The sequence below is a fragment of the Oricola thermophila genome (assembly GCF_013358405.1).
Taxonomy (GTDB): domain Bacteria; phylum Pseudomonadota; class Alphaproteobacteria; order Rhizobiales; family Rhizobiaceae; genus Oricola; species Oricola thermophila.
The window spans coordinates 3265854-3279826 of sequence record NZ_CP054836.1; the positions used below are offsets into that span (position 1 = coordinate 3265854).

Below are 13973 nucleotides of genomic sequence, written 5' to 3' on the forward strand. Positions count from 1 at the left end.
TCTGGGTATCAGAGCAAACGAGTCAAGACCAGAACCCGATTTGCCGCAGATCACGATGGCGCGAGCGAATCCAGCGCCGCGTCGAGCAACTCGCCGGGCAGGGCAATCATGCGCGGCCCGGCGGTGTAGAGCAGGTAGGCGTCAACCGGCCTGTCCGGATAGAGCGGCGCGACGAGCGCGCGATAAAGTGCCATCTGGCGCAGATAGACATCAGGCACCTGCCGCGGCCCCGAAGGCGGATGGGCATTGGTCTTGTAGTCGACAAGCAGCACGCGATCGTCCGTCACGGCTATGCGGTCGATAACGCCGGACACCGCGCGTTCCTCGCCGCCGATCGTCAGGGTGCCCATGACCGGCACCTCCGCGGCCGTGTTGTCGCCGAACAGGGGCGCGTGGGCCGGATCCTCGAGAATGGCAAAGGCCTGGCCGACGATATCGGCGATGTCCTCCGCGTCCCAGCGATGATCGAAACGATGGCAGTATTCGGCCGCCTTGCGCCGCCGCTCGCCGGTCGGAACCGAGGGCAGCATCTGGAGCAGCCGGTGCAGGACGATACCGCGCCGCACGGCGAGCGACGGCGAATCGTCGGCCGCGCCCGCAAGCAGTGACGGGGCACCGGCTGTTTCGGCGGTGTCCCGTTCGCGCTCGACGGCGATCCCGGATGCCCCCGAAGGGGCCAGCGGCCGCGGCAGGGGCGGTTCCGACGGAACCCGTGATCGAAACCATGACGGAAGCGGAACAGTCTGCGCGCTTTCGGTCTTCCTTTCTTCCACGGACAGTGGCGGTGCGGTTGTGACCTGAAAGCGCAGGGCCTCGAAATCCGGATAGGCGACCGGCACGGATTCCGGGGCGAGGGCGCGCTCGACCACGGCATGCCACGTGTTGTCGCCGCCACCATTCACCCCGGCGTAACCGGCAACGATCAGGCGGTCGGCGGCCCGCGTCATGCCGACATAGAGCAGGCGGCGATATTCCTCCTCGGCCTTGCGGGCGATCTCGGCCCTGGCGGCCTCGGAAACCGGGGATTTCAGCTTCGATACGGCGTTCCACAGGATGACCGGCTCGCCGTCCTCGACGGGAATCTCCAGGAATCCGTCTGCGTGACGCGAATTGTGCGGAGCCGAGCCGCGATCGACCAGAAAAACCACCGGTGCCTCGAGCCCCTTGGCTCCATGCACCGTCATGATGCGGACCTGGTTCTGTGACGGATCCATCTCGCGCTTGATGACCGGGCTGGCCGCTTCCAGGACCGAAACGAAGTTCTGCAGAGCCGGCAGGCCGGCGCGTTCCTGCGCCAGTGCATAGCGCATGAACTCGTCGAGCATGTCGGGCGTTTCCGGGCCGAGACGGCCGATAAGCTTCTCCCGGCCGCCCTCGCCGGAAAGGATCGAGGCATAGAACTCGAAGACCGGCAGTGCCGCCGCACGCTCGCGCCAGCGCGACAGCGTGGCATGGATGCCGGCAAGCGCGTCATCGGTTGCCGCCGCCACTTCCAGCGACTCGAACAGGGTCATCGAACCGCGGTCGTGGGCAATCGCGAACAAGGCTTCCTCGGACAGGTCGAAGAGGGGCGAGCGCAGGAGAGCCGCCAGCGACAGATCGTCGGCCGGTTGAAGGACAAAGCGGGCAAGCGCCAGCAGATCGAGCACGGCAATGTGGTCGGTCATCTTCAGCCGGTCCGCGCCGGCGACCTGGACACCGCGATCCTTCAGCGCGCGCGACAGGGTGACAATGAAGCTGTCTCGGCTGCGCACAAGAACCAGTATGTCGCCGGCCGTTACCGGACGGCCGAGCCCCTCGATGATGTCGCCCTCGCGTATCCAGCGTGACACCGTATCGGCAATACGTTCGGCCACGATGACTGCGGGCGGACGCGGCGCGTCCACCGGCGCGGTCCAGTCCTCCGGCTCTTCCTGCCTTTCGGCCTTGACCAACGGCCATATCTCGACCCGCCCCGGCTGGTCCTTTCGCAACGAGACGTGGCGGATCGGGCCAGACGAAAGGGCGACACCGGCACGGTTCGCCTCAAACTCGAACACCTTGTCGACGGCGCTCAGGACGTCCTGGGTGGAGCGGAAAGAGGTTTCCAGCGGCACGTCGCGGAAGCCTTCCTCGCCGAAGACGGCGCGCGCCTTCCGCCGCACCGCCTCTCCGGTCTCGCCGAAACTCACGGGATCGGCACCCTGAAAGGAATAGATCGACTGCTTCTCGTCACCGACGGCGAACAGGGTGCGCCGCGCCTGACGTGCACCTTCGCCGGCAAAGAACTCGTCGGACAGTGCGCGGATGACCTGCCACTGGCGCGGGCTGGTGTCCTGCGCCTCGTCGACGAGAATGTGATCGATGCCCTGGTCGAGCTTGTAGCGCACCCATTCGCCGACATCCGGCCGCGCCAGAAGGTTGGCCGTGCGCTCGATCAGGTCGTCGAAATCGAGATAGCCGCGCCGCCGCTTCAGGCTTTCGTAGCCGGACAGGAGCCGATCAACGATGGTCAGCGCCGCAAGCGTGTTGTCGATCTGGGCAAGCAGCGCGATGCGGTCGCGCGCTTCCTGCATCGCCTCGAAGGCGCTCGCATGGGCGGCCTCGAATCCCGCAACCTGCTGTACCGCCTTGTCCTTCATGAGGGTCCCGGTGGAACGCGGCGCTCCCGCCTTCGTATAGAACAACTCCTCGAAGGCGGCGAAGGCGTCGTCGGCATCAAGCGCGGCGAGAAAGCCCTCGGCGAAGGCGCGACCGGTCTTCGCGGAGACACCGGCGGCGGCATCCAGAACCTCGCGCATGACGGGTGCATTCGCGCGCAGGATCTTCAGCGCCCTAGCGACGATCGTGTCCCGCGAATCGCCCTCGGCAAAGCCGAAAACGGTCCGATAGAAAGCGCGGCGGTCCCTTGCCGGATTCAGGTGACGCAGGAAGGCGACCAGTTTCGAGCGGTTCTGAACCGCCTCGTCGAGCAGGGCATCGAGGCCGTTCTCCCCGGTCAGCTCGATCACGGTCCGAAATGCCTCCGCCACGTCCGCGATCCGGCCCGCGTCGATGCCGGAGAGCATCTCGGTGCGCGCCTCTCCGATCAGCGCAGCGATCATGTCGTCGTCGAGCTGCTCGAAATGACCGGGAACGTTGGCCTCCAGCGGAAAGCGATGCAGAAGCGCGTCGCAGAAGGCGTGGATGGTCTGGATCTTCAGTCCGCCCGGCGTTTCCAGCGCGCGGGCGAAAAGGCAGCGGGCGAAGGCGAGCCTGCCGGAGTCCGGCGTCCTGCCCTCGAGCTTTTCCAGTTCCTCCCGCAGGTCGGCTTCCGGCATGGTCACCCAGGCGCCGAGTCGCTTGAACACGCGATCCTTCATTTCCGCCGCAGCGGTCTTGGTGTAGGTCAGGCAAAGAATGCGCGAAGGGTCCGTGCCGGCCAGCAGAAGGCGGATGACGCGGGTTGCGAGCACATAGGTCTTGCCGGAGCCGGCATTGGCGGACACCCAGACCGAGCGCTCCGGGCTCGCCGCGACGGCCTGGCGCGAAAGCGTGTCGGTGTCGGGCTGTATCTGGCGCCGTTCACTCATCGCCGCCGTCCCCGCCCGAGCGCCATTCGTGCATGCGGGCAAGGTGATCGTAGTCACCGAGCCGGTCACGCAGCTTCTGCGGCATTCTGCCGGCGAGATAGCCGTTCGTTTCGATACCGTAATACGCAAGCATTGCCGCCAGCTTGTCCCATGCGGCATCGCTCAGTTCCACAGGGTCGACCTCTCCCTTGAGCACATCGACCGGCCGGACCTCTCCACGCGCCTCGATCTTCACGTAGAGCATGGCGGCCGGATCGGCGGCGCCCAGATCCCCGAATGCGCCGCGGCGCAGCAGCGCGCCCTCCAGCGGCAATTGCGGCGCAAGCAGCGCCTTGACCATCCTCGCGGACGGCTGGCCGCCGGTCTTGAAATCAATGATGTCGACCGCGCCGCCGGGCAGCAGGTCCATGCGGTCGGCGCGGCCGGTCAGGCGAACGCCGGTCGCCCCGACCTCCACGGGATCGGCGTCGACCTCGGCATACCGGTGCTCGACCGATGCAGCTCGCCCGGCCTCCCAGGCAACGATACCGGCCGCGGCGGCCTCGAGGCGCGGCCACCAGATGGCGCGGATATCCGGCGGCAGGTCTTCCGCATCGAACAGCCGGCGAGCGATTTCCAGCGTTTTGTCGAGCGCGTGATCACCGAGCGGGTCGACGCGCTCCTTGACGACATTCTCGAATATGGCGTGAAACAGCGAACCGCGCTCCGCGGCGCCGGGATCTCGCACCAGTTCCTCGACCGGTCGCAGGCGCAAAACCTTCTTCGCATAGATCGCGTAGGGATCGCGGATCAGGGTCTCGACCTCGGTGACGGAGAGCGATTTCGGACGCGCGGCAAGCGGCGGCGCCGGGTTCGGCCGAGGCGCCGGCCTGGCCGGAATTCCTTCTTCCATGGCGCGGGCGTATTCGAGCCAGCGATTGCCTTCCGCCGTCATCCGTTTCACCGCCTCTTCGCCGGCAAAGGTCGTCAGGCGCTGCCACCAGCGCGACGCGATGGACGGCGCACCCTCGGCGCGTTCCGACCGCGACAGGATCACGCGTTCCTGCCCCATCGCCATCTGGAAATCGTGCGCGGCCAGCCCGATCCGACGCTCCGGCGGCTCGAGACCCAGGCCGGCCTTCATGCCGCGGGTCAGGAACTGGTCGTCACGCGTCTGCGCCGGCCAGACACCCTCGTTCAGGCCGCCCAGAACCACAAGGTCGACGGTTTGCAGGCGAGCCTCCAGCGTGCCCCAGATACTGATTCGGGGATGGCCTCCGGGCGCGGGCTTGACCGCGAGATCGGCCATCAGCGCCTCCACGGCCTGAGGCCACTCCGCTGCCGTCATGAAGAGAGGCACCTCGGCGGCGACAAGACCCGACAGGAAGGAACGGAGCATGGCGCCGGCCTCGCCGTCATAGAGCGCATCATGAAAACCGTTCTCGTCGCGAGCGAGCGCTTCCAGCGTGCGGACGGTCGCGGCAACGAGCGCTTCCAGCGAAACCTCCTCGTCACGGGCCGCAAGCCCTGCCAGCGGCTCAAGCGCCGCCTCGAACCTCTCCGCAAAGGCGATCAGGCGATCGAATCCCGAATCGTCCACCTCCTTCAGCCAGGGCGAGACCCGGATATCGGTGCGCCCGGCTTCCGCCCGGCGGCGACGGACAAGATCAACCAGCGCCCGGGGACCGATACGTCCGGTGCCGCCGCGCAGGATCGCCATCTCGAAAAGCGAGACAATGGCGGCATGATCCCCGGGAGGGGCGGAAAGGCGAACCAGCGGATGCTTGGCGAGCGCCAGCAGCGTCGCCGGATCGCTGGCGCCGAAAACGGTCTGCAGCACCAACGTCAGCAGGCGCCCCTGGGGCGTGGAAGCCGCCGGCGTGCCGCCGGTATCCGCCGCAACGATTCCGTATCGCGCCAGTTCGGCAGCGACGCGGCGGGCGAGTTCGCGGTCCGGCGTGACAAGCGCGGCGGTGGCTTCCGGACGGTGGATCGCCTCCCGCAGCGCGGCTGCAATGGCTGCAGCCTCGAGATGCTCGTTGGGCGCAACCAGAAGGGAGACATTCTCGAAGGCCGAATCGGCAACCGCCCGGCGCGTCGCCGTCCAGCGGTGCGTCACGGCCGAAGGCCGCAGGCTTTCGGCGACCCAGAGGCGGCGCATGCGCATCGCTTCGGACTCCTCGCCACCAAGCGGCGCAACGGCGTCGGGCGCGACGCCGATGCGACCGGCGAGCTTGTGCAGGCCATATTGCGGATGTCCGATCACGGACGACACATCCTCGTCGGAAGCCAGCAGGTCACGCGATTCGGCGTCCATGTCGCGGTCGAAACCGGGCAAGACCACCGCGCCCATGGGGAGGCGCGCGACGGTGGCGATCAGGTCCGCCGTGGCGGGGATCGAGCCGGTCGAGCCGGCGACCACCACCGGACCTTGCGGCGGATTTCGCTTCAGCCTCAGCGCCTCGGCCAGCAGGCGGCGGTTGCGGTGCTCGGCCGGGTCGAGCGCGTTGCGTTCCGCCAGGATGTCCGGCCACTCGCTTCGCATGATCTCGAGAAAGGCGAGCGTCACCTTCCACCATTCCGGCAGCTCGGCGGTATCGAGGCCGGCGATGTCCGTCACCTGGACCTGGCCGGTGGAGAACTGGTCCATCAGGGCGGCGAGGTCGCGCGCCAGCCAGAATGCATCCGCAGCGGAGACCGGCGTACGGATCGACTCCTCGCCATAGAGCCTGCCGACATCGATCTTCAGGTGCTTCGTCCACTGGCGAACCAGCGTTCCCAGGAGCAGCTGGCGCTCGGTTGGGTCCATGGCCGGAGGAATGTCCATGACCGCGGCGTCGTCACCGTCAAAGAAATGGGCATCCTCGTCGAATTCGCCGAGCGGGCGGATGTGCGGTAGCAGGATGGTGCTGCCGCCAAGGTGATCGAGAAAGGCGGAGCGCATCTCGCGAGCCGCGCGCCGCGTCGGCACATAGATGGAAACCGTCGACAACTGGAGGGGATCGCCCCCGTAGCGAAATCCGGGCACTAGTTCGCCATCGCACAAGGCGCGCGTAACCGCCGGCAAAAACGGTACGCCGGGAGCAACGGTATAGACGCGCGGCTGGACGTAACCGACCAAGGAGTGCCTCTTGCTACGGGGTGATTCCCGACCGCAGTTTCCCCTGACGGATTGTGCCGGTCAATTGCCGGATGCGCCCCCGAGCTCCCTCAGCCTCGCCTCGGCCGCCGGCAGGGCTTCCGGCGTACCGACGGTGAACCAGTGACCGTCCTCCATGACGTGGCCGAACAGCCGGCCGGCCTCCTGCGCGCGATCATAGTAAAGATTGAGGGAATGCGGTTCGGCGGCTGCGCCCTCGAAGATGGCCGGGTTATAGATAGAGGCGCCGGCATAGAGGAGGGCATCGGGATCCGACCTGTCGGCCGCCCTCATGAGGCGGCCCGTTTCGTCCACCAGGAAATCGCCGCCGCCAACATGCCCGGTGGTGTCCGACAGCCGGCAAAGCATCAGCATGATGTCCATACGCGCCGGATCGAACGCCTCGATCATGGCGGCAAGGTTCGACCTGCCCATCTCGACCCAGAAGGTATCGGCATTCAGCAGGAGGAAGGGCTCGCCGCCCAGGAGCGGCAAAGCCCTGACCACGCCTCCGCCGGTCTCTAGCAGGCAGTCCGTCTCGTCGCTGATGACGATTTCCGGCCTTTCGCGCCCGCGGCAATGGGCAACGATCCTGTCGGCGAGGTAGTGGACATTGACCACGGCCCGCTCCACACCGGCCGCGACCGCGAGATCAAGGCTGCGGTCGAGCATCGTCCGGCCGCCGACCTCGACCAGCGGCTTCGGGATCGTGTCGGTGATCGGACGCAGCCGGGTGCCGAGTCCGGCCGCCAGGACCATCGCGGTGCTTATGCGTCCGACCACCTAGCGCCGCTCCGGTTTCGCGTCGAGAATGCCGTGCCTGCCGTACCATGCGGCGAGTTCGGCAAGCGCCGGATGGCGCAGGCTCTCGCGCAGATATGCCTGCAGGCGCGGAATGTGAACGAGATAGCCGGGCTTGCCGTCGCGCTCGTCCAGGCGAACGAATATGCCGAGAATCTTGGTGGCCCGCTGGGCGGCGAACACGGCGAATGCGAGACGAAATGCGTCCTCGTCGAAATCGCCGGCGGTGCGGCGCGCGGCGCAGTACCGGTCAAGCAGCCGATGCTGCAGGTCCGGAGGAACATCTGCCCGGGCATCCTGCACCAGGGAAGCGACGTCATAGGCGGGAGAACCGATCATCGCATCCTGGAAATCGATCAAGCCGACACGGTCGGTACCATCGGCCGAATCGTCCCAGATGACATTGGGGGAGTGGAAATCGCGCAGAAGCAGGGTCTTCTCACCGGCATCGACGATATCGAACAGCCGCGTCCAGATCCCGCGATACGTATCCAACTCCGGTTCCGGCAGGGCATGGCCGGCCACGCGCGGCAGGTACCAGTCGGTCAGAAGCTCCACCTCGATCAGGAAGGCCGGAAGGTCGAATTCCGGCACCTGGTGCGTCCGGCCGGCAACGTCGACTAGACGCGGCCAGTCGGCGCCGTGCATGGCAGCAAGGCAATCGACGGCGGCCTCGTAGCGTTCGACAACCGGGTTGCGGGCGGTATCCAGCACGCTCCCATTTCCGAGATGCTCCAGGAGGACAAAGCCGGCATCGAGATCGAAGGCGAATATCTCCGGCGCGCGAAACCCCTTGTCGCGCAATACCTGATCAATCGCGACAAAGGGCAGCACGTCCTCTGCGAGATGGGCGATCCGCGAATAGGGCATGCCGTCGCGCACCGGCGGGCCGTCGGGACGACGCGGCGCGTTCATCAGGATCGCGATTTCGGAGCCACGCCAGACGGTTTCATAGGCCCGGGTCGACGCATCACCGAGCAGGAACTGCCGCTGCGCGTCGCCCCACCCGGCCGTATCGAGGAAGGCCCGTGCGGCGAGGCTGCGATCAAGACGAGCGGCAAACTCAACCGGGGCATCGATCGCGATCTCGCGCGCATCGGGATCGCCTGCCACCTCCGAAATCGAAAGCCGGACTGCGCCATCCGGCAGGTTGCCTGCGGCGCGTTCCGGCCACTCGACCAGCGCCACGCCGGTTTCCAGCATCTCGCCAAGGCCAAGCTCGTCGACTTCCGCCGGGTCGGCTATGCGATAGAGATCGAAATGGGCAACCGGCAGCGGCAGATCGTAGGTCTGCACAAGGGTGAAGGTGGGACTGGGGACTTCCATCCGGCCTTCGCGGTCGCCGGCGAGCGCGCGGATCGCCGCGCGTGCGAAGGTCGACTTGCCTGCCCCGAGATCGCCTTGCAGCAGGAGGCAGTCGCCGGGCCTCAACGCCATCACCATGTCGCAGGCAAAGCGAGCCAAGGCCTGTTCGGAGGATAGGACTCGTTTCACGGCTTTGGCCATGCACCCTATTCGGCGGCAACCCGCACGCCGGGCGGGACCTGCGGAAAGCGAAGAAACACCTCGGTGCCGCGCTCGGGCGACGAATCGATCGAAACCTCGCCGTCGTGCAGGGAAACGAAGCTCTTCACCAGCGAAAGACCGAGGCCGGCGCCACGGCGGCGGCCGGGCTTGCCGGTCTCGAAGGGATTGAAAATCTCCTCCATCGCTTCCGGCGGGATGCCCGGGCCGCGGTCACGCACCTTGAAAACGACGCCGTCCTGCTCGCGCTCGCAGGTGAAGGAGACCGTGGAACCTTCCGGCGCGAAATCGGCCGCGTTGGCCAGCACGTTGAACATGACCTGGCGAAGCCGTGCCGCATCGGCATAGATCGAGCCGGCGTCCGGGGCGACACGCACGACGAGATCGATGCCGTGCTCGGAAAAGCGGGGACCGAGGCCGGCAGCGACCTCGCGCATGACCGGTTCCAGCTCGACCTCGGAAAAATCGAGTTCCATGATGCCGGCGTCGATGGTCGCGAGATCGAGGATGTCGTCAACGATCAGCATCAGGGCGTCGGAGGACGAGGCGATGTGATCGACATAGTCCTTCTGTTTCGGATTGAGCGGCCCCGTCGCGGAATCCTGCAGCAAGGCGGTGAAGCCGGAAATGTTGGTCAGCGGCGTGCGCAGCTCGTAGGAAACGTGCTGGATGAAGCGCGAGCGCAGATGCGCCGTCCGCTCCAGAGCCTCGTTGCGATCACGCAACGCGCGCTCGACCTGATCCGACGCCGTGACATCGACAAAGGTGATCATGGTCTGGCCATTGGGCAGCGGCGCGATCATCCAGGACAGGATGGTATCGCCAATGGCGCAACGGCCGGCTTCGTTGTCGCGGTCGTCTGCGAAACCGGTCACGGCGCCGGCAAAATAGGACCAGGGCTCCGAATCGCCAATGCGGGTCTCACACGCCTGCGCAATCTCCGAAATGTGCATCTCCTTGCCATCCGCCGGCTCCTCCAGCCCCCAGAAGCGGAGAAATGCCGGGTTCGACAACTGCAGGCGACCATCAGCACCGAACACGGCGACACCCTCGGCCAGGTGATCGAGCGTCTCACCCTGAACGCGCATCAGGGTGTTGTAGCGGCTCTCGAGATCGATGCGCTCCGTCAGGTTCTCGAACACCCAGGTCAGGCCGCCCTTGGGATGCGGATTGGCGACAACGCGAATTGTCTGGCCATCGGGCAGGTGCCACCAGTCTTCCTGCGATTCGACCGCGCGGTAGGCAGATAGGATCTCGTCCTTCCAGCGGCGCCATTCGGGCTGCTCGGCCAGCTTGCCCTCGGCACGAAGACGGTCCAGAAAGATCGCATTGTCCGGGCCGGACTCGAGAAAGGCCTGGTCAAGCCCCCACATTTTCTGGAACGCCTGATTGTAGAAGCGCAGCTTGGCGTTCTCGTCGAACATCGCGACGGCCGTCGTCAGCTTGTCGAGCGTTTCCTCGTGGCTGGAGATGGTCTTGTTCAGTTCGGTGCGCATCGCGTCGTATTCGGTCTTGTCGATCGCGAGGCCGGCAGAGCCGAACGGTCCTTCCGCCTCGGCAACATCGAAGACCAACCGGTCGCCGTTGACGACGGTGGAAACGGACGCCTTGTAGCTGCCGTTGTTCTGGCGGCCGACCGCCATGTTGTGCAACGCTTGGCTGCCAAAGAGTTCAGTGCCCTCCTGAACGGCTTCCGCGGAACCCGCATGACCGGTCGCCTCGCAATAGGCGCGATTGACCCAGGCCAGCATTCCGTCAGAGCCGCGCAGCCAGACCGGTGCTTCGAGCGTGTTGAGAAGTTCCTGCAGCGTCTCTAGGGTCTCGACGACGCGATTGTGCTCCAACGCCAGGCGGGCGTGGCTGGCGCGCTCGCCAGACAGGTTGGCGAAACGGACCACGGCGCTCGAGCCATTGGTGCGGCCGACGATCTCGAGCGGGACCCCGTGGCGGGTCTCGATCGTATCGCTGAAAGGTCGGGCCTCGTCGCGCAACTCCGCGACCAGATGATCGACACGCGCGGCCGAACGCGGCTCCAGCCAACGACCGAAGGCCAGGAAATCGGCATGCCCCTCGGGCGCACCTGTCTGTTCATCGAGCTTGCCGACGATGACCGGCTTCTGGTTGCGGTTCTCCCAGATTATGGCGCGCTGGCCCTCGGTGGTCGCCAGCGCCTCGAGCTTGCCGATGCGGGCATTGAGCGTCACCACACGGGCGCGAAGCGTCTCGTTCTGGCGGGCGATGCGCCCGCGCTCGCGAATGAGCCAGAGCGCCGAGGCGAGGGCGGCCGTCATCGCGCCGGCGAACAGGGCAAACTGAACCACCTCGGGTGTTCCCAGAGGCTGGCCGAGCAACTGTTCGAAGACGCTGCCAAGTCCCTGCGCCCGAGCCGGCGCGACACTCCCGAGCAACGCGACCGACGACCAGAGTGCAGCCAGACACCCGACGCGCCCACTGCGTTCCCCCAGACCGACTACCCTCTCCGAATCCGGCATGTTTCGTCCCCTCGCCGCAGGTACGCCAAACCGCCACTTTCATGTGGATTTCACGCAATCATTTCGCGAAATCGGCGCCGCCGAGCGCTTTCGCGAATCACCTCAAGATAACCGCAGGCGGATTCCGCGTGAAGCGCCGGGAGGGGAAAAAAGAAGCCGGAGAATGCCTCGCATCCCCCGGCCACCACATGTTGTGCCGCAACGTAATCCGATCAATACCGGTAGTGGTCCGGCTTGAAGGGACCTTCCGGCGTGACGCCGATATAGGCAGCCTGTTCCTCGGAAAGCTCGGTCAGGCGGGCGCCAAGCTTGTCCAGATGAAGGCGGGCGACCTTCTCGTCGAGATGCTTCGGCAGGACATAGACCTCGTGGCCGTACTCGTCGCCCTTGGAAAAGAGCTCGATCTGGCCCAGCACCTGGTTGGTAAACGACGCGCTCATGACAAAGCTCGGATGACCGGTGGCATTGCCGAGATTGAGCAGGCGGCCTTCCGAAAGCAGAATCATGCGATTGCCGTTCGGGAACTCGATCATGTCGACCTGCGGCTTGATGTTGGTCCACTTCAGATTGCGCAGCGCGGATACCTGGATCTCGTTGTCGAAGTGGCCGATATTGCCGACGATGGCCATGTCCTTCATCTCGCGCATGTGCTCGAGGCGAATGACGTCCTTGTTGCCCGTCGTGGTGATGAAGATGTCGGCGGTTGAGACGACGTCCTCCAGCCGGACGACCTCGAATCCGTCCATCGCTGCCTGCAGGGCACAGATCGGATCGATCTCGGTGACCTTGACGCGGGCACCGGCGCCCCGCAACGACTGGGCCGAACCCTTGCCGACATCGCCATAGCCGCAGACGACCGCCACCTTGCCGGCCATCATAACGTCGGTGGCGCGGCGGATACCGTCTACCAGCGACTCCTTGCAGCCGTACTTGTTGTCGAATTTCGACTTGGTAACGCTGTCATTGACGTTGATCGCCGGGAAAGGCAGCAATCCCTTCTTCTGCAGCTGGTAGAGGCGGTTGACGCCGGTCGTGGTTTCCTCGGTCACACCACGGATGGCATGCCGCTGCTTCACGAACCAGCCCGGGCTGGCCTCCATGCGCTTGCGGATCTGGGCGAAGAGGACCTCCTCTTCCTCCGATCCGGGATTGGAAAGGACGTCCTCGCCTTCCTCGGCGCGGGCGCCAAGGAGGATGTACATCGTTGCGTCGCCGCCGTCGTCCAGGATCATGTTGGACAGGCCGCCATCGGGCCACTGGAAGATCCGGTCGGTGTAGGACCAGTATTCCTCGAGCGTCTCGCCCTTCACCGCAAAGACCGGCGTGCCGGTCGCCGCGATGGCCGCGGCGGCATGGTCCTGGGTGGAAAAGATGTTGCAGGATGCCCAGCGGACCTCGGCGCCAAGCGCCTTGAGGGTCTCGATCAGCACCGCGGTCTGGATCGTCATGTGCAGCGAGCCGGAAATGCGCGCGCCCGCGAGCGGCCGGGATTCGCCGAACTCCTCGCGGCAGGCCATCAGGCCCGGCATCTCGGTTTCGGCAATTTCTATCTCCTTGCGGCCGAAATCGGCCAGCGCGATGTCGGCGATCACGTAGTCGTTCGAATTGGACATGGGAAAACTCCGTTCGTTTGCGGGCTCCGTAGCAGAGAGGACCCACACTGACAATCACTACATAAGGAAATCTTTATATGCTGATCCGACCCCGACGAGAGCGGCGGCCCTCACTCGCCTTCGCCGAACTTGTCGGCGACAAGCGCCGCAACGGCATCGAGCGCCTCCTCGGCGTCGGGACCATCGGCCGTGACCTCGATCTCGCAGCCCGGTCCGGCGGCCAGCAGCATGAGCCCCATGATCGATGTCCCGTGCACCGACAGACCATCCTTCGAGACGGTGACGGTCGAACGGAAACCGTCGACAAGCTTGACGAACTTCGACGAAGCCCGGGCATGAAGCCCGCGCTTGTTCTCGATGACGAAACTGCGGGTCAGCGACACGGTTCCGGAGGACACGGTCAAGTCACTTTCCCGCCAGTATCTGGCTTGCCACGTTTATGTACTTGCGTCCGGCCTCGCAGGCCTGCGACAGCACGTCGTCCATCAGCCGATCCTCACGCAGCCGTGCAAGCTTGATGAGCATGGGCAGGTTCATGCCGGCCAGAACCTCGACATGTCCAGGCTTCATGACGGAGATCGACAGGTTGGACGGCGTTCCGCCGAACATGTCGGTCACGATGATGACCCCGTCCCCGCTGTCGACATCGGAAACACGGGCGAGGATGTCGCGCCGACGCTGCTCCATGTCATCATCCGCGCCGATACAGACGGTCGCGAACTGCACCTGGGATCCGACAACGTGCTCGACCGCGTCCCTGAATTCATCGGCCAGGTTTCCGTGCGTTACCAGCACGACACCAATCATCCCGTCTATTCTCCCGTCCTGCGCCGCTTGTTACGTACCCTTGCCGACCGGGCACGCCGCTCTCAGG

8 protein-coding genes are annotated in these 13973 nt (G+C 65.5%); all 8 read right to left on the reverse strand.

Translation table 11 applies throughout. The features are described 5' to 3' along the window. Nucleotides 1-50 precede the first annotated feature (50 nt). The 8 genes from addA to HTY61_RS15760 all read right to left on the reverse strand — a co-directional run bounded on the left by addA (nt 51) and on the right by HTY61_RS15760 (nt 13906). Entirely contained in the window at nt 51-3551 is a 3501-nt protein-coding gene (gene addA / locus HTY61_RS15725; protein WP_175277686.1) for a double-strand break repair helicase AddA, read from the reverse strand. Then, entirely contained in the window at nt 3544-6651 is a 3108-nt protein-coding gene (addB, locus tag HTY61_RS15730) for a double-strand break repair protein AddB (protein WP_175277687.1), read from the reverse strand. Before addB ends, addA begins: the two co-directional genes overlap by 8 nt. Nucleotides 6652-6711: 60 nt before the next feature. Next, nucleotides 6712-7452 (reverse strand): nucleotidyltransferase family protein, encoded by a 741-nt coding sequence (locus tag HTY61_RS15735; protein ID WP_246272828.1) that lies wholly within the window; start codon nt 7450-7452, stop codon nt 6712-6714. Next, nucleotides 7453-8964 (reverse strand): tRNA (adenosine(37)-N6)-threonylcarbamoyltransferase complex ATPase subunit type 1 TsaE, encoded by a 1512-nt coding sequence (gene tsaE, locus HTY61_RS15740; RefSeq protein WP_343045196.1) that lies wholly within the window; start codon nt 8962-8964, stop codon nt 7453-7455. A gap of 17 nt (nt 8965-8981) precedes the next feature. Further along, nucleotides 8982-11486, reverse strand: a complete 2505-nt coding sequence (locus HTY61_RS15745; protein ID WP_175277689.1) for a sensor histidine kinase — start codon at nt 11484-11486, stop codon at nt 8982-8984. A 212-nt stretch (nt 11487-11698) separates the two neighbouring features. Continuing rightward, complete coding sequence (ahcY, locus tag HTY61_RS15750) at nt 11699-13099, reverse strand: adenosylhomocysteinase (protein ID WP_175277690.1); 1401 nt, start codon at nt 13097-13099, stop codon at nt 11699-11701. Nucleotides 13100-13209: 110 nt separating this feature from the next. Beyond that, nucleotides 13210-13503 carry an HPr family phosphocarrier protein gene (locus tag HTY61_RS15755; RefSeq protein ID WP_175277691.1) on the reverse strand — a complete coding sequence of 98 codons (294 nt, stop codon included), beginning with the start codon at nt 13501-13503 and terminating at the stop codon, nt 13210-13212. Between the two features lies 1 nt (nt 13504). After that, entirely contained in the window at nt 13505-13906 is a 402-nt protein-coding gene (locus HTY61_RS15760) for a PTS sugar transporter subunit IIA (RefSeq protein ID WP_175277692.1), read from the reverse strand. Nucleotides 13907-13973: the final 67 nt, after the last annotated feature.